This window comes from Maridesulfovibrio zosterae DSM 11974 (genome assembly GCF_000425265.1).
Classification (GTDB): domain Bacteria; phylum Desulfobacterota; class Desulfovibrionia; order Desulfovibrionales; family Desulfovibrionaceae; genus Maridesulfovibrio; species Maridesulfovibrio zosterae.
Map to the genome: position 1 here is coordinate 116,809 of NZ_AUDC01000015.1, position 17,714 is coordinate 134,522.

The following is a 17,714-nucleotide window of genomic DNA, read 5'->3' on the forward strand; positions in this document are numbered from 1 at the left end:
TTTTCAACTATCCGCTGGCTGCAACTCAATTGTATCTAAGGCCATAGCTTCTCAAGAAATAACTCCGAAAAACTATGACCTCAGTAGCAATCGATATACTGGATTCATCCGCAAAAAGCAGAATTAATCAATAGTTACGTCTTTATAGATATTTATTTCATCTAAAGCTTTCCCGGACCCTACAACAACAGCATCAAGCGGCATATCAACTACAGTGATAGGCAGGTGGGTCTCCTGACTGAGAAGCTGATCAAGGCCTTTTAACAGTGCGCCACCGCCGGTAAGAACTATACCACGGTCTACGATATCTGCTGCAAGCTCAGGAGGAGTTTGTTCAAGGGCAACACGTACCCCCTGAACAATTGAGTCCACTTGTTCTGAAATAGCTTTTCTGATTTCCTCTGAAGTAATGAGAATATTCTGTGGGATACCAGTCACAAGGTCACGACCTTTGACTTCCATCTCAATCTCTTCTTCAAGCGGAAATGCGGAACCGATTTTAATTTTAATGTTCTCAGCAGTACTTTCACCGATAAGCATGGAGTATTTACGCTTCACATGCTGCATGATGGCCTCGTCCATTTTATCACCACCGACTCTTACAGAGCGGGCATAAACAATACCGGACAAGGAAATAACTGCGATTTCTGAAGTTCCGCCACCGATATCTACAACCATGTTGGAAGTAGGTTCGGTAATAGGCAGATTTGCACCTATAGCTGCAGCCATGGGTTCTTCAATGAGATATACCTCACGGGCTCCGGCACTCTGGGCACTTTCTTTAACTGCCCTTTTCTCAACCTGAGTAATTCCCGTAGGCACACAGATCATTATGCGCGGACGCACTAGTCTGCGACTGTTATGGACTTTTGAAATAAAATGGCGCAACATAGCTTCAGTGACTTCAAAGTCAGCAATAACACCGTCTTTCATAGGTCTGATAGCAACAATATTACCGGGTGTTCTACCAAGCATTCTCTTGGCTTCAAGCCCGACAGCTAAAACTTTGCTACCCCCGTTGACATCCCTCTTCACAGCAACAACAGAGGGTTCACTGAGCATAACGCCTTTGCCTTTAACATAGACCAGGGTGTTAGCTGTACCGAGGTCAATGGCAAGGTCACTTGAAAACGAACCGAGTATCTTATCAAAAATTGAAGCCATATTATACTGGAAACTCCAAAAAAAATGTGATTCATAAAAATGCCACGCACAGAGCGGACTTCCCGTCTATCAAAAGAAATTCCTTTGAGTTAACTAGCAGAAGAAACTGTCACAAGCAACACATTACATATATCTTGCTTGTGTAGTTTCAGCCTACTAATATATTGTAACTTTTATTTATTTTCATAACATACACCGTAACTCAGCCAACATATTCAAAAATAAGGATTCTAAATGAACCGTTTTTACGGACTAGCAGCGCGCCTGAAGCAAACCTTCGGTGAGCGCGTCCAAAAAATACCCTTGGATTTCGGGTTTACATGCCCAAACCGTGATGGAAAAATTTCACATAAAGGATGTATCTTCTGCAGTCCTCAAGGAGCAGGTTCAGGACTGCATGAACAAGCCATGAATATTGAAGACCAGTGGGCTTACTGGCAAAATAAACTTAGCGAATTTTATTCGACAAAACTCTATCTTGCATACCTGCAATCATATTCAAATACATATTGCAGTGCCGAAGAATTGAAACACGCTCTGGACCAACTTAAAGGCCTTCCCGGATTAGTCGGAATCTGTATTGGTACCCGCCCAGATTGTCTCGACTCAGAAAAGCTTAGATTGATTAAGAATCTTGATTTAAAAGAAACATGGATTGATCTTGGACTTCAAAGCTCGAATGATAAGACCCTTAAACGCATCAATAGAGGCCATGATGCTAAATGCTATGCAGATGCGGTGAAACTTACTCACTCCAACGGTATTGATGTTTGTGCTCATGTTATTGCCGGGCTTCCCGGTGAAGGAGAAAAAGAATTTTTAGAATCAGTTCAATTCCTGAATGAACTTCCTGTGTCCGGCATTAAATTTCATAATCTCTTTGTAGGAGAAGGATCACCTCTTCAAAAACTATATCTATCAGGTAAATATAAGGTGCTGGAGCAGAATGAGTATGTGGAGATGCTGGTCAGAGCCATTTCCATACTAAGACCTGACATAATCATTCATCGCCTTAGGGCTGATGCTGTACCAGGTGAACTTGTTGCCCCTGAATGGGCGCGTATAAAACGCAAGGTTCTAAATGCAATCAACATGAAAATGAAGGATAACCATTTATGGCAGGGCAGCGCTCGCCCGGATGCCTCAAAAACGCTGCCTCAATGGTTCAATCCGGACTGTAAACCACCACTTTAAACTATAAAGTCAAATCATATTAATGGGAAAAGGCCCGCATTCTCAGTGAGAACACGAACCTTTTCAAGCACGGTCAAGAGTGTGGGAATATAAATTTATCGACCTATTTTTTTCTGCATCTTTGCCCGGATATAGATTGCTATCAAATTCATGCCCAGAACGAGTGCAATAAGAACTAATGATGTACCGTACTGAATGTGGCGTGTTTTTTCTATTTCAGTACCTGCGGTTGCAAGCACATAAATATGATAAGGAAGCGCCATTACATCATCAAAAAGTGACTGCGGCATTTCCGGAGTAAAAAACACTGCAGCGGTAAACATAATTGCAGCAGTTTCACCTGCAGCGCGTGAAAGGGTCAGGATGGCTCCGGTAAGCATACCCGGTAGCGCAGCGGGAAGAACTACTTTATAAATTGTCTGCCATTTTGTTGCGCCAAGTCCGAGTGAAGCTTCACGGTATGTCTGTGGAACAGATCTTAAAGCTTCTTCAGATGCCCCGATTACGAGAGGTAAGGCCAATGCTCCAAGAGTGCAGACCCCGGCCATAATACTGACCCCCATCCCCATAACAGTCACAAACAGGGAAAGTCCGAACAATCCAAAGACAACAGAAGGAACTCCGGCAAGGTTGTTGATACCAAGACGGATAATTCTTACAAGCTTAGGCGATGTCGCATATTCATTCAGGTAGATAGCTGTTGCAATTCCCCATGGCAAGGCAATAAGTAAAGCACCGTAGCTGAGTACTATTGTCCCCACTATACATGGAAAAATTCCACCTTCGGTCATAGAATTTCGCGGAGATTCAGTCAAAAACTCCCAACTCATGGCGGGAAGACCATAATAAAGGACGAATCCGCAAATTATGATGAGAGCGAGCCCGTTAATAACAGCGGCTCCTTTGAAAATTAAGAAAACCAGTTTTTCAATTTTTTCTCTTATGGAATAATTTCCATGCCCCGGTTCCAGCATGGTCTCTGCGACCAGATCATTACTATCCATCATGGAATTCACTTGCTCTAAAGTTTCAGCGGAATTATTCATTTTATTCCTCATAATTATATCTTCAGGTATCCAGACTACAGAGTCGCGGAACCGACCTGCTTGTATTTATGTGCTACATAATCAGCAATAAGGTTGAATGCCATGGTAAACAAAAAGAGCACCATGCCGATGGCAAACAGTGCATGATAATGTTCACTATGAAAGGGAGCTTCACCCATTTCTGCGGCGATAGATGCAGGCATAGGGCGAACTGGGTCAAATATTGAAGTTGGGAGAAGTCCGGCACCACCAGCAACCATTAGCACAACCATTGTTTCACCTATGGAGCGGGCCATCCCAAGAATAACTCCTGTAGAAATCCCGGATAAGGAAGCAGGGATAAGCACTTTGTATATAGACTGCCAATGAGTTGCGCCAAGAGCCAGTGAAGCCTCTTTAAGCTCTGGTGGCACGGAGTAAAGAGCATCTTCAGAAAGACTGGTAATTGTTGGGACCGCCATAAATGCAAGCATTACCGATGCATTAAAAAGATTTAGTCCGACTGCGATATCGAATGTATCCTGTAAAAAAGGAGCAACAACTACCATACCAAAAAAACCGATAACGACAGAAGGAAGTGCCGCCAGCATTTCGACAGCAGGCTTAACGATGCTGCGTACTCGCGCAGATGCAATCTCGGCAAGATAAATCGCCGTCATGACTCCTAGTGGAACCGCGATAAGAGATGAAAGCATTGTAACCGCACCGGACCCGACAATAAGCGGCCAGATTCCAAGAGCTGGAGGTTCATCAGTAGGATACCACTCAAATCCAAAAATAAAATCAGGTAATGAGACATAGTGAAAGACCGGCAATCCTTCGACAAATAGAAAAACCATAATTAAAAAGAGAACTAGGACAGAAGTAAATGCAGTTACGAGGAAGCAGGAATGTATAATACGCTCTGTAGTTCTTCTGCTAAAATTAAAAAATGAGATTATGAAAATTACAATTCCTGCCAGTCCTAAAAATAGACTGAAAAGATACCATCCACTTGAACGCGCTGAGATCATTGATTCGGTACTTGATTTAATGAGGTTGAAATTTCCATCCTCATTTTTTTTAGCGCCCATTGCAGCTGCGTTTGTCCGGACATATGTGTAAATTGAATTCAAGTCTGAATTAAGCTCTTTCACTCTGAGTTCTTTTTCAGCCTTTGTCAGACCTGATTCTTCAATAGATTCTGAAACTTCATGAGTGGAAAGCATCATGACTTTCTTGAGCACACTAATAGGGCTCATAGAATAGTCTCCCCTCTGCGCTACTTTATCTGTAGCGGAAATAAAAATCTGTTCAGCTTCAGTTTTAGTACCGAGTTTATAGGCATAAACTCCGGAGAAAACTGACAGTATGATAAGAAGTAAACAGATGTTACGGGACGTAATCACGACTTTTCCCCTGATATAAAATTTTAAGTGACAATAAGTAAGTATGTTTGAGAATAAGTACTCTGAGGAGCCTCAGCTCCCCAGAGTACTTTTATTTTAGACTAGGACCATCAAAACCATTTACTATTTTACAGGAATGAAACCAGTGTCAGCAGCAAGTTTCTGACCGGCAGGACTCATCATGAAATCAACGAGAGCTTTTGTTTCGCCTGTTGGTTTACCGGGAGTATAAAGATTAAGCCCACGTGCAATCGGGTAAGATCCGTCTTTTGCAGCTGCAACAGAAGGTGAAATTCCGTTTACAGATACACCTTTGAGTTCTTTATTCAGATAAGCAAGACCAACATAGCCGATTGCTTTTTTGTTTTTTGATACAGCCTGTGCAACAGCACCATTGGAAGCCTGTAGCAGAGCCCCTGGGAATACACGGTGTTTTTTACCGTCTTTCTTCATTATTTTGCTTTTCCAGCAGTCATAGGTACCGGAAGAAGTATCACGTGAAATCACAACGATCTTTGCATCTTCGCCGCCAAGCTCTTTCCAGTTAGTGATCTTACCAGTATAAATACCGAACAACTGAGCTTTAGTTAGTGCGCCTACCGGGTTTGCGGGGTTAACAACAGGTACAATGCAGTCAAGAGCTACAATGAACTGCTCAGGAGCACGGCCATTGGCTGTTGCTTTCTCGATTTCGCTGCTTTTCATATCGCGGGACATCATTCCGATATCGGTTGTGCCGTCGATAAGTGCCTTAGCACCATTTGAAGAGCCTCCACCAGAGATGGAAATGGAAACATTAGGGTTAGCCTTCATGAAAGCTTCAGCAGCCTTCTGCATGAGAGGCAGAACAGTGGTAGAACCTTTAACCTGAAGAGTTCCGGCAAATGCGGAACCTGTAAATGCCATAACCATAATAGCTACGAGTGCGATAATTTTTTTCATGACCTTTCCTCCGAATGTAGATTTTTTTCAAACACAGTTAGATCGTGTCCGTTTCTTTCGTTGCACAAAGGTCTATCTGAACTTGGTTACAAACCTGTTACGACCAAGAGAAAGCTCAGTTACAGTATGTTTTTTCTAAATTTCTTATTTTTGTTCACTGGCATACCCTTTGCTTTATTTATTCCTAAAAAATAAATTTTGTACGGAGAAAGTCCTATGAAAACCAAGTATGTCATTATTGGCGCGGGTCCTACGGGGCTTGGTGCAGCTCGAAGGCTTTCTGAATTAGGGGAAAATTCTTTCATTGTGTTGGAAAAAAATTCCTGGGCAGGAGGACTTGCCTCCAGTTTCACAGACGAAAAAGGCTTTACCTGGGATATCGGTGGCCATGTAGCTTTCTCTCATTACAAATATTACGATGACCTTCTCGACGAACTTCTGCAGGATGAATACATTGAGCATTTAAGGGAATCATGGGTGCGAACACTGAACACATGGGTTCCTTATCCTTTCCAGAACAACATCCGCTACCTTCCTAATCAGGAAAAATGGGAATGTGTTAGAGGACTGCTGCCAGGTGAAAGACCTGAAACAACTCCCCATAACTTTGAGGAATGGATTAACAGTGTATTTGGTAAAGGCATCGCCAAATATTTTATGCACCCATATAACTATAAGGTATGGGCAACTTATCCGAAGGATATGGCATTTTCATGGATAGGTGAAAGAGTCAGTGTTATTGATCTTCGCTCTGTGCTGAAAAATATTCTTCTCGAACGCGATCAGCTTTCATGGGGACCTAATAATAAATTTCGTTTTCCTCTCAAGGGAGGAACTGGAACTATATATCGCAAGCTTGCAGATACTGTTTCTCGGTTTATTAAATATAATACTCAAGTTATCGCCATTAATCAGCAGGATAAAAATGTGGCAGATTCTGAAGGTAATATTTATAACTATGAATATTTATTGAATACTGCGCCCCTTGATATTCTAACGAACAAATGGCTTTCTCAACCATCAAGTCAGCTTACTAATGCTGCATCAAAACTCAAGCATAATGGTGTTGTAGTTGCTGGAGTAGGACTTTCCACATCAAAACCAGACTCTCGATGCTGGATGTATTTCCCTGAAAGCGACAGCCCTTTTTACAGGGTGACCAATTTTCACAACTACTCTCCTAACAATACACCAATTCCGGGTCAGGGACGCGCATTAATGTGTGAAGTATCTTATTCCAAAGACAAATTAATCAATACGGATAATATTCTTCATGAAGTTGAGGACGGGCTCGTTAAAACAACAATGCTTAAAAACAGTGACCGTGAAAATATCATTTCACGCTGGTCAATTAATGTTGATTACGGCTATCCTATCCCTTGCCTGCAACGCGATGAAGCGTTAAAGATTCTACAACCTGCACTTGAATCCATGAATATTTATTCTCGCGGTCGTTTCGGTGGCTGGAAATATGAAGTGTCCAACATGGATCATTCTGTCATGCAGGGAGTAGAATGGGCTGAAAGGATGATCAGTGCCAAGCCCGAAACCACATACAGGATCAGCTAAAAAAATGACAATTTCCCCCGCCACTTACGAGCAAAGGCGTGAGAACGTCCGCAAACGTCTTAAAGATCGCGGTCTCCCCCCTTTATTGGTCAATTTTGCTGCAAACAGATACTACCTAAGCGGATTTGAACTTCATGATCCTCAGTGTAATGAGACTGCCGGCTGGCTGATAATATGCCCTGACGGCCGTGACTTTCTGCTAACTGATCCCAGATACCTCGACGCCGCACGCAGGGTATGGAATGAAGAGGATATATTCATATACTCAGGTCGAAAATATGATTTGTTTCGTGATTTTTTTAAATTAAATTCCATTTCAGAACTTTCATATGATCCTAAATCAATCAGTCTCTTTGAGCATGAAAAGCTGAAAGAACTTTGCAATCTGAAAGCTGTATCAGGACTTATTGAAGATCTTCGGCTTATAAAAGATGAGACCGAGATCAGACTGATGGAAGAATCGTGTGCTTTGAACCATAAGGTTTATGAACTTCTTCAGCCTAAGTTAGTGGAAGGACGCACTGAGGCCGAAATATCGTGGGATGTGGAACAACTTTTCCGTAACAACGGAGCAACTGAACTTTCTTTTCCTACAATTGTCGGAATAGGTCCCAATGCGGCTTTGCCCCATGCAATACCCGGAAATGATAAACTTAAAGACGGTGATCTGGTTCTTATCGACATGGGTGGGCGTATGGGTGACTACTGCTCTGATCAAACTCGCACTTTCTGGGTCGGTGATAAACCTTCTGACCGTTTTTTAAAGGTCAAAGAACAGGTTCAGGAGGCCCAGATGGAAGCAATTAAAATTCTGCGCCCTGGCCTTCCCATTCAACATGCCTATCACACTGCACGAAATGTTTTTGAAAAATACGGTGTTGAAAAACACTTCACACATTCCCTCGGTCATGGCATTGGACTGGAAACACATGAACAGCCTAGTGTGAGTCCTGTTGCATCTGGACAGCTGAAACCCGGTATGATTATCACCGTTGAGCCCGGTTTATATTATTCAGACTGGGGTGGTATTCGCTGGGAGTATATGGTTCTAATAACTGAAGACGGACATAAGATTTTGTAATTACATTCAAAGTTTTATTAATTATCATCCGTTTATAATCTCATACATAATAACTACTAAGAGTATCACAATAAAAATATGGCTCGTAAAAAAAGAAAACCACGCCCACGTCCGCTGCCACTGCCGCCGGAGCATTCGTGTCGCTCCTACATTCAAATAGCGCCGTCCGATATTGCCTTCTTCAGATTTTTGCTTGAGGCCGTGGATAATCTAGCTCTTTTTACTATAGCTGATAGGTTCAAAGGAATCCTAATGTTGCGGTACAGTCCACATCAAAAACGTGAATATCAAGAATTTATGGAAGGGATTAAACAGGAAATTAATATTAAGTTTCTGCCTAATCCATCAAATTTAAATTCATAGATTCAGAAATATTCAACTTACTTCTGTATCCTTTAATATACCAATATTTAGCAGCTATTGTTCAGAGGACAGATATTGACTGATCCAAGTTATATCTGTCCTTTTTCTGTCTTAACTCCATTTATATAGAAATAAATGAATTCCCCCGGATTATTTCAAGTACCACCCTGATCATTTGTGCAATAGAGTTAATTATATTCCTGAATTTATACTAATATGAATATTCTTTCATATTAATTGACAATATGAATATGAACTTATATTCAGATTAAAAGAATATATTCAGGAGTAGCTATGTCCAGAACCCCGGTGCAACATAGAAGCAAAGAAAAAAAACGTAAGATAGTCGTGGCTGGGATGAAACTTTTTTCTGAGAAAGGTTTTCATGGGACAGGCATAACTGAGATTGCACAACAAGCAGAAGTCGCTGTAGGCTCTTTCTACAGCTATTTCAGGGATAAAAGCGACTTACTTGATCAGGTAACAGAATCATATGCACAGAGCATTATACGTGGAGTGTATGGAAATCTTTACGAAAACAGTAAGAAAATTAATAACGGTGAAAAACTTACAAGATATCTTGTAAATGCTGCCCGTCAAGCCCATTCGCTTTCAACAGAACTACATAGAGAAATGCTTGCCCTTAAAAACCGCAATCCAAAAATGGCTGAATTAGATAAAGCTATAGTTGATACTTTCACTGCTGAGACTCAAAAAATTTTAGATAACTTCGACAAAACTAAAGTTACAGATCATAAAATTTCAGCAGGCCTTATCACCGGCGCCATTGAAGAAACCATGCATAGATGCTTAATTGAAAAACAAGAAACAGATGTTGATAAAGCTTTCAATGAACTCGTTCAAATGTGTGCAGGATATCTCTTCCATGAATAAATGAAGAAAAGATTGTCTTAAGTCCAAGTCTTATCTACGGATTAAAAGAATGGTTTCTGTTGACAGTTTTACTGAAACTATTTCATCATAAAAGTATGCTCGGTATTGTACATAATACAAATCAAATTTCTGAAACTGAACATGAAAACAGCGGGGCAGAACATGAAAATTAAGACAAGAACACTGTATGGCGTTGGACCTAAAATTATGAAGCCGACTATAATCTATTGCGTGGTAACACTTATTATAACCCTAATTTTTCCGAGATTATTCCTGATGACCTTTTTACCTAGTGCTGTTTTCAATATTATCGGAGGAATCCTGCTTGGAATAGGAATTGCGATCCTGTTTATAGCTGGAGTGGAAATGAAGAAAGCTCTTCATGAAAAAAAACTCGAAAAAACAGGGATGTTTGCCATTATCCGAAATCCGCTTTATTTTGCGTGGATTGCCTTCGTATTCACAGGAAGCGCAATAGCCTCACAAGCATGGCTGCTTTTTGGAATGAGCATAGTCGCGTATTACAAATTTCTGCAGCACATACCGGAAGAGGAGGCTGATTTGGAAGAGATTTTCGGCAAAGAATATATCGACTACAAAAAACAAGTACCTGCAATCGTACCTAATTTAAGAGAAATTTTATAAAAATATTTATGATCAGGAATTCTACAAGAGGTCTGAGCCCCAAAATGGGGTCGGGCCTTTTTCTTTTTTACTCCAACTGGAGCAATTTAAGAAATTATCACGTTCCCCCTGGACAATGCGGCTGAGTTCGTGACCTGTTTCTCGCCAGAGGAACTATACTTTCATCATTTTTGGGGAGAGGAGGAAACGAAGGGGCATAACGATTGGAAGACTTCTTCATTGTAACACAAAACAGATCACGAGGGAGAGTTCCCTCTTCCATACGCTCTACTTCAAGAAGTTTGAAACCACTGGCCATACCGCGTATTTTATCTTCAGAAAAAAAATGAACTGCAAATTTCCCTATCTCAAAAAGATCCTCGCCGAGATGTTCCCCTGCTCGGTAATGACGATCAAAAATGCTACGCACAGAATATGCAGCAATACCACAGGGTTTTAAAACTCTGTGAACTTCACTAAGAGCACATGCAATCTCAGCAGTTGTGAGTTCCATACACATCAGCATATGTGAATAAAATGCATCGAAGCTGTTATCATCAAAAGGAAGTGGTCTGCGCACATCGTAACAAAGCATTTCAATACGAGGGGTATGCTCTTTGAATTCCGTCAATCCTTGAACGTAGTTGACAGCATTACTAGAGTAATCCAGGGCAGTAACATCTAGTCCATTCTTGGCAAATAAAAAGGTATCCCGTCCCTGTCCACATCCTGCTTCAAGTACAGTACGGACTTGATTCTCTTGAAAAATTTTCAAGCTTTTTTGCGCAAAAGTACTAGGCTGCTCACCAAAATAGAATTCAGATTCAGAAAAGATCTGATCCCAGAGAGACTGCTGCTCAGTAACGGTGCACAAGACAGATTTCATTCACACTCCTATTAATAACTAACTTGGTAGGTAATATTATAGCTAGGAAAACTAATCAACATCTCAAGTACGGAGATTTCTAAAAAAATTAATACAAAACTTTTAGCAATGATAAATTAACTTCTCGTTAAAAAAAGGCTTTATAAGTAAGACTAGATATGGCCTAAATATCACATGTTGGCGTGTCAAAATCGTTAATAAAAAAAGTTCTTATCCTTTACGATCCATACTTCGGTAATTGATAGCCTCGGCAAGATGAGCAACCTGAATCCGCTCTTCCTCAGCTAGATCTGCTATAGTCCGGGCAATTCGTAAAACACGGGTATAAGCTCTGGCTGAAAGCCCCAAACTTCTTACTGCCTGCTCAAGAAATGTATGCTCTGCTTCAGTCAACTGACAATATTTTTCAAGAGAAGAACCGGAAAGTTCACTGTTGGTAAGAATATTTATATCCTTATACCTATCCGATTGGAGAGCTCTTACCCGCTCAATATTTTCCCGCATAGAAGCAGAATCAAGTCCCCTGGAATCACGTAAATCTTTGTAATCAACAGCAGGAACTTCAATCTGCAAGTCGATACGATCCAAAAGAGGACCGGAAAGACGTGACATATAACGGGCTACAGACTGCGAGGAGCATGTACACGTATGATGATCATCAGTGTAATAACCGCAAGGGCAGGGATTCATAGCAGCGACCAACATAAAATCAGCAGGATATGAAAGTGACATGGCAGCACGGGAGATGGTTACTTCTCCTCCTTCGAGAGGCTGTCGAAGAACTTCGAGCACATTCTTTTTAAACTCAGGCAGCTCATCAAGAAAAAGTACTCCACGATGAGCAAGTGAGACTTCACCGGGCTTTGGATAAGCACCGCCGCCGATAAGCCCGGCATCTGATATTGTATGGTGAGGTGAACGAAACGGACGGGTAACCATCAAGGATTTATCACGGTCTAACCGACCGGACACACTATAAATCTTCGTAACTTCAAGCGCTTCCTCAAAAACTAAAGGAGGAAGAACTGTTGGAATACGCTTGGCCAACATGGTTTTACCGCTACCGGGAGGTCCTATAAAAAGGATGTTGTGATTCCCTGCTGCACCTATTTCAATAGCTCGTTTGGCATGCTCCTGGCCTTTAACTTCCGCAAAATCCACTCCGAAGCTCTGACGTCCCTGCCATAAAATTTCAGTGTCAATTTTTGCAGGTTCCAGAGCATCTTCACCAATAAAAAAATCAACTAACTGTGAAAGGGTCGCAACTCCATAGACATCCAGCCCTTCAACAACAGCTGCTTCATTCGAATTTAGTGCACTGACAATCAGACCTTTGGCTCCTTTATTGCGTGCTTCAATAGCAACCGGCAATACGCCGTGTACAGGTTTGATACTTCCATTTAAAGATAATTCTCCGGCAAGAAACCACCCTTCGAGAGCAGATTGGTCAATTATCCCCGCGGCCCCCAGCAAAGCCACAGCCAATGGCAAATCATAAGCTGAGCCGGCCTTTCGAATGTCTGCCGGAGCAAGATTGACAGTAATACGAGACGGAGGAAGCCTGTAACCACTATTCTTAAGTGCAGAAAAAACTCTTTCCTTACTTTCTTTAACAGCACCTTCGGCAAGGCCCACCATAGTAAAGGCTGGCATACCCTGACGGGTCAAATCTACTTCTAAATCAACTTTAAATGCATCTATCCCCATAAGGGCGGCGCAGGATACTTTTGCTATCATCAACTACTACTTTTAGTTATAAATTCACCATTCTGATAATTTAAGTTGTAAATATAATGTTTTGCGAATCAAATCAAGGTAAGAGCTGGACAACATTTTTTTAAATAAGCTCAGAATTGAGGACCAGCATTCTTTGCATACTGAGCTATTTTATAATCCTCACGCAAAATATGATGTATCAGCCATTTTGACAGTAAAGCTTTAATTTGATCTATTTCAATATCTTCTTTATGAAACCGCGCCGATTGCAAGGATTTAACACGTTCTTTGAGTTGGCGGTGCAACTGACGATGCTCATTAAAATCTGGATAATCAATTTTCTCCATATATTTCTCTTCAGAAGAAAAATGGTGGATTGTATATTCACGTAATTGCTTTAAAAGAAGATCTATAGATTTCTCATTTTCGCCGTCTTTGAAAGCCTTCAAAACCTTATTAATGATACTAATTAGCTCCTTATGCTGGTCATCAATTTCCTTAACCCCAAGATTAAGCCCATCATGCCATTCTAATGTACCCATTCTTGACTCCGTTAAAAATTCAGATGCAAGACTTGGAAATGAATTCTTATTATCCTTTAATTAAAATATTATGAATTTTATGCATGTTACCCGAATTACTATCCTGAGCACAATATTCGCAATAAGAGATAAGTCACAGTTCCCATACACTTTAACTTGAGAATTAATTCATTACAATATGTGAATGAAAAAAGATCATTAACAAGTACAAAACACAGATTATTGCGTTATGTATATAATGCAGCTAAAAATAAGAATACGTCCGCAGACAAACAACGAACTTGGAAAGTATTTATAATGCCATCCCTTCTACCCTGTGGTGAAGTATGCATTGCTGTAACAGCATTTAACAGAAGCAAGCAAACTCGCAAAACACTTCCGCATTACCTGCGTACAATCAGATATACGCAAGACATTATTGCTGGCATCTGATAGCGACATTGAAATTGATAGAATCACTCCGGCAATACTGTTTAAACTTGTAAAAGCAGTCAATCCCCGATCCACAATTGATCAGCTGAACGCTACATATTAAAAAACTAAAGCCCCGACACATACGTATCGAGGCTTTCTTATATCCAGATTTCAACCTGAAGCGCTAATGAAGCACATCTCCGATGCGTTCCCAGCGTACGGTCTTGGGACCACCCCATGACCAATAGATTATCCACGCCTTTCCTAAGATATTCTTGCGGGGCACATTGCCCCAAAACCGGGAATCATTGGAGCCGTCGCGGTTATCACCCATTACAAAAAATTCATCTTTTGGAATGACACGCGGAGGCATATTATCGCGCAGAGTTGAAACGTGGGCATTGTCAGTATACTGTACGTAAGGTTCATCAAGTTCCTTACCATTTACGAAGACCTCTTTATTTTTGATCTCCACAGTATCTCCGGGTACGCCGATGACCCTTTTTATGTAATCCTTGCTGGTATCACCCGGGTACATGAACACGATGATATCCTTATACTGAGGTTCGCCAACAGGCACAATAACCTTTCCGGTAAAAGGAACCTTCACACCGTAAGAAAATTTATTAACCAACAGGTGATCCCCTATCTGCAAAGTCTGCAACATAGAGCCTGAAGGAATTTTAAAAGCCTGCACGATAAAAGTTCTGATAAAAAGGGCCAGCAAAAGAGCAATAAAAAGTGCTTCAATATACTCTTTAACAGTGCTCTGCCATTTAGGATTCATAGTTTTATGTCCTTATTAATTCCTGCAAATTATATGCAGGCATAATAGTTATAAATTGCAGACTGTTCCAAATAGTGAAATGCGAGACTCAATAAAAATTCAGAAACAGATTAAACAGACCCTATCTCTGATTTTCTAATAGAGACTTAAAAAGTCGCTATTCTGGACATCCTGCTATTCTTCACCAGCCTTTAAGACTGCCATAAATGCTTCCTGCGGAATTTCCACATTACCCATTTTTTTCATACGCTTCTTACCTTCTTTCTGTTTTTCAAGAAGTTTGCGCTTACGGGTGATGTCACCGCCATAACATTTGGCTGTAACGTTCTTTCTAAACGGGGCTACTCTTTCCTTCGCAATAATCTTACGACCGATAGCAGCCTGAATAACAATTTCAAACATCTGGCGCGGAATAGCTCTCTTAAGCTTTAGTGCGAGAGACCTTCCGAAAGGATATGCTGAATCCTTATGCACAATGGCGGAAAAAGCATCAACAGGATCTGTGTTGATAAGGATATCGAGCTTTACCAGATTTGATTCGCGGTAATCAATAATTTCATAATCAAGCGAAGCATACCCTTTGGTATGAGATTTCAGCTTATCAAAAAAGTCATACATGATTTCCGCAAATGGAACTTCGTAAGTTATAATAACCCTTGAAGAAGTAAGATAACGCATATCCTTTTGGATTCCACGTTTCTCTTCACAAAGCTTGAGAACTGCACCGACATAATCATTAGGAACATGAATTTCAAGGCGGCAGTAAGGCTCAGCAAGAGCTTCAAGTTCACCGGCATCAGGCATCTTGCTAGGGTTATCAATCTCTAGAAGTTCACCACTATTAAGCTTGGCCTGATAAACAACAGAGGGCGCAGTTGCAATCAGTTTAGCTTGAAATTCACGTTCTAGGCGTTCCTGAATAATTTCCATATGCAGCAATCCAAGAAAGCCACACCGAAAACCAAACCCAAGAGCAGTTGAAGTCTCCGGCTCATATGAAAATGCGGTGTCATTAAGCTGTAATTTCTCTAAAGCACCTTTAAGTGGCTCGTACTCAGAAGGTTCCACTGGATACAGACCACAGAAAACCATTGGCTTTACTTCCTGAAATCCCGGAAAAGGCTCTTTAACAGGATCAGCGGCGAGAGTAATTGTATCCCCCACAGGAGCATCATTAAGCTCCTTCATGCTTGCACAAAGAAAGCCTACCTCTCCAGCAGAAAGAGTTTTAACTTTCTGAGGCTCAGGAGTGTACACACCAAGCGTCGTCACGTCGAATGTACGCTTGGAGGAAAAAATCTCAATTTTATCCCCTTTACTGATGGTCCCGTCCAAAATCCTGAAAAGGACAACAACACCCTGATATGAATCATACCATGAGTCAAAAATAAGTGCTTTAAGCGGTTTATCAGGATCACCTGCAGGAGCAGGAAGATCATTCACAATAGACTCGATAACATCTTCCACATTAAGCCCTGTTTTAGCACTGATCATAAGCGGTGCAGAGCAATCAAGACCGATCACTTCCTCAATTTCCTGCGCCACAAGATCACAATCCGAGCTGGGCAGATCGACCTTATTAAGAACAGGGATAATCTCGAGATCGTGATCAAGAGCAAGAAAGACATTAGCCAGAGTCTGCGCTTCCACACCCTGAGTTGAATCAACGACTAGAAGAGCTCCTTCCGACGCAGCCAGACTCCGCGAAACTTCATAACTGAAATCCACGTGACCAGGTGTATCGATCAGATTCAAAATATATTCTTCACCGTCTTTAGCCTTGTACGGAATACGTACTGTCTGGGCTTTAATGGTGATTCCGCGCTCCTGCTCCAGTTCCATTTTATCAAGATATTGATCTTTCTTTTCACGGTCTGAAACCATACCAGTTAATTCAAGGATGCGGTCCGCAAGAGTGGACTTACCATGGTCGATGTGAGCTATGATGCTGAAATTTCTTATTTTATCTATTTTTGCCATATTTAATAATGTCGGCGGTTATTATTGAACCGCCGGCTATGTGTTATCTCTTTTAAAGAATTTTCTACTCTCGAAAAAGAGGGTAAAGGGATTTCTTATTACGGTATTTGTCAGCAACTGTCTAATACTGAATTAATCGCCAGACAATACAAAAATGAAGAGAAAAAATACCTTTCAGTAGGACTTTAACTGATGGGTAATCAACAGATTTATATAAATGATAAGGCCATGCTCATGCCCTGATACTGGGGTAAAAAAATATATTAATGCAAATTTTGTTGTATAAGACAACTTCAATATTAAAGAGTTATCTACAGCTTACGTTTTCAACATAATTATGTATTTATGCTGAAAATTTTATTTCAATTTTATTATTAAAAAGATTGATTGACCCATCAAATTATATTATTAAAACAATCAATGCTTCTATAAATTTTGTAAAACAACACTGTATTCAGAACAGAATTGTTTGCATCTTTAAGTAGTTGTGTAAAGACAACACGAAAACAAACGTGTAAATAAAAGCTACTACTTTAGCAGTATATTTCTGAATGTTCTTTGGAATCAGACTTTGCCTAACGCGCTACCCGGAAGCGTAGACTCTAGAGCCCCGGATTGTCGTGAATAAGCGTTAATGGCTCTTGTTCGCATATAACCGGAACTACCGGGATTGAATGTGGCGGAGTCCTCCGAAAGAGCTGTTTGAGTCATCGCCAATTGCTGATAAATATTTTGTACGTGGCGCTCTTCGCTCTGGGTTCGAGGATATGTTTTTGAACGGAAATCTTGTGAAACTTTTTCAGCTTCAGCCGGCTCAAATTCGAGGTCCTTTGCAGTGAACTTAACGCCCAGCTTGCCAATATTAAAACCAAAACTGCTGGTTTTTACACGCGCAGTCATCCTCTTGACTTCTTTTTCAGTCTGGCCGGACCATTTTTTTGCATTTTCAGCGTATCTGCTAATGCTTTGCGCTGCTACTTTCATTACTTACTCCGTCAGGAAAACCGATCCACACGCACAAAAAAAGGCTGACTACCTGCATAGGCAATCCGCCGTATCTGCGAGAAACTCGCAATCATCCCTGAGAGATACGTGGGAATTCGACTTCCATCCGTGGAAGCTCA

The 17,714-nt window shown here is 41.0% G+C and carries 16 protein-coding genes; 6 read left to right on the forward strand and 10 right to left on the reverse strand.

The window, feature by feature from the left end:
• Positions 1-123: 123 nt before the first annotated feature.
• Positions 124-1,164: a rod shape-determining protein gene (locus H589_RS0109725; RefSeq protein ID WP_027721836.1), complete on the reverse strand. Its 1,041-nt coding sequence runs from the start codon at positions 1,162-1,164 to the stop codon at positions 124-126.
• A 234-nt stretch (positions 1,165-1,398) separates the two neighbouring features.
• Between H589_RS0109725 and mnmL the strand changes: the two genes are divergently transcribed.
• Positions 1,399-2,358, forward strand: coding sequence for a tRNA modification radical SAM protein MnmL/YtqA (gene mnmL / locus H589_RS19565; protein WP_035075694.1), 960 nt, complete (start codon positions 1,399-1,401; stop codon positions 2,356-2,358).
• Between the two features lie 95 nt (positions 2,359-2,453).
• Here the strand turns inward: mnmL and pstA are convergent, their stop codons facing one another.
• From pstA to H589_RS0109745, 3 genes are all read right to left on the reverse strand, one after another.
• Positions 2,454-3,404 (reverse strand): phosphate ABC transporter permease PstA, encoded by a 951-nt coding sequence (pstA, locus tag H589_RS0109735; RefSeq protein WP_156891705.1) that lies wholly within the window; start codon positions 3,402-3,404, stop codon positions 2,454-2,456.
• A 35-nt stretch (positions 3,405-3,439) separates the two neighbouring features.
• The gene (pstC, locus tag H589_RS0109740) at positions 3,440-4,303 is read right to left on the reverse strand and encodes a phosphate ABC transporter permease subunit PstC (RefSeq protein ID WP_245577104.1); all 864 of its coding nucleotides are present in this window, start codon (positions 4,301-4,303) and stop codon (positions 3,440-3,442) included.
• A 612-nt stretch (positions 4,304-4,915) separates the two neighbouring features.
• Positions 4,916-5,734, reverse strand: coding sequence for a PstS family phosphate ABC transporter substrate-binding protein (locus H589_RS0109745; RefSeq protein ID WP_027721839.1), 819 nt, complete (start codon positions 5,732-5,734; stop codon positions 4,916-4,918).
• Positions 5,735-5,950: 216 nt separating this feature from the next.
• Between H589_RS0109745 and H589_RS0109750 the strand changes: the two genes are divergently transcribed.
• The 5 genes from H589_RS0109750 (at position 5,951) to H589_RS0109775 (ending at position 10,286) form a co-directional block, all read left to right on the forward strand.
• On the forward strand, positions 5,951-7,303 hold the full coding sequence (locus H589_RS0109750) for a protoporphyrinogen/coproporphyrinogen oxidase (RefSeq protein ID WP_027721840.1): 1,353 nt from the start codon (positions 5,951-5,953) through the stop codon (positions 7,301-7,303).
• A 4-nt stretch (positions 7,304-7,307) separates the two neighbouring features.
• The gene (locus H589_RS0109755) at positions 7,308-8,384 is read left to right on the forward strand and encodes a M24 family metallopeptidase (RefSeq protein ID WP_027721841.1); all 1,077 of its coding nucleotides are present in this window, start codon (positions 7,308-7,310) and stop codon (positions 8,382-8,384) included.
• A gap of 78 nt (positions 8,385-8,462) precedes the next feature.
• Positions 8,463-8,747, forward strand: coding sequence for a DUF4911 domain-containing protein (locus H589_RS0109760; RefSeq protein ID WP_027721842.1), 285 nt, complete (start codon positions 8,463-8,465; stop codon positions 8,745-8,747).
• 294 nt (positions 8,748-9,041) lie between these two features.
• Positions 9,042-9,641: a TetR/AcrR family transcriptional regulator gene (locus H589_RS20420; RefSeq protein ID WP_051249703.1), complete on the forward strand. Its 600-nt coding sequence runs from the start codon at positions 9,042-9,044 to the stop codon at positions 9,639-9,641.
• 162 nt (positions 9,642-9,803) lie between these two features.
• Entirely contained in the window at positions 9,804-10,286 is a 483-nt protein-coding gene (locus H589_RS0109775; protein WP_027721843.1) for a methyltransferase family protein, read from the forward strand.
• Between the two features lie 97 nt (positions 10,287-10,383).
• Here H589_RS0109775 and H589_RS0109780 read toward each other — a convergent pair whose 3' ends face one another.
• From H589_RS0109780 to H589_RS0109810, 6 genes are all read right to left on the reverse strand, one after another.
• Positions 10,384-11,151: a class I SAM-dependent methyltransferase gene (locus H589_RS0109780; RefSeq protein WP_027721844.1), complete on the reverse strand. Its 768-nt coding sequence runs from the start codon at positions 11,149-11,151 to the stop codon at positions 10,384-10,386.
• 210 nt (positions 11,152-11,361) lie between these two features.
• Positions 11,362-12,888 carry a YifB family Mg chelatase-like AAA ATPase gene (locus H589_RS0109785; protein ID WP_027721845.1) on the reverse strand — a complete coding sequence of 509 codons (1,527 nt, stop codon included), beginning with the start codon at positions 12,886-12,888 and terminating at the stop codon, positions 11,362-11,364.
• A gap of 110 nt (positions 12,889-12,998) precedes the next feature.
• Positions 12,999-13,409, reverse strand: a complete 411-nt coding sequence (locus H589_RS19575) for a bacteriohemerythrin (RefSeq protein ID WP_051249704.1) — start codon at positions 13,407-13,409, stop codon at positions 12,999-13,001.
• Between the two features lie 598 nt (positions 13,410-14,007).
• Positions 14,008-14,610 carry a signal peptidase I gene (gene lepB / locus H589_RS0109795; RefSeq protein WP_027721846.1) on the reverse strand — a complete coding sequence of 201 codons (603 nt, stop codon included), beginning with the start codon at positions 14,608-14,610 and terminating at the stop codon, positions 14,008-14,010.
• Positions 14,611-14,784: 174 nt separating this feature from the next.
• Positions 14,785-16,590, reverse strand: coding sequence for a translation elongation factor 4 (gene lepA, locus H589_RS0109800; RefSeq protein ID WP_027721847.1), 1,806 nt, complete (start codon positions 16,588-16,590; stop codon positions 14,785-14,787).
• A gap of 564 nt (positions 16,591-17,154) precedes the next feature.
• Positions 17,155-17,574: a hypothetical protein gene (locus H589_RS0109810; RefSeq protein WP_027721848.1), complete on the reverse strand. Its 420-nt coding sequence runs from the start codon at positions 17,572-17,574 to the stop codon at positions 17,155-17,157.
• Between the last annotated feature and the right edge of the window lie 140 nt (positions 17,575-17,714).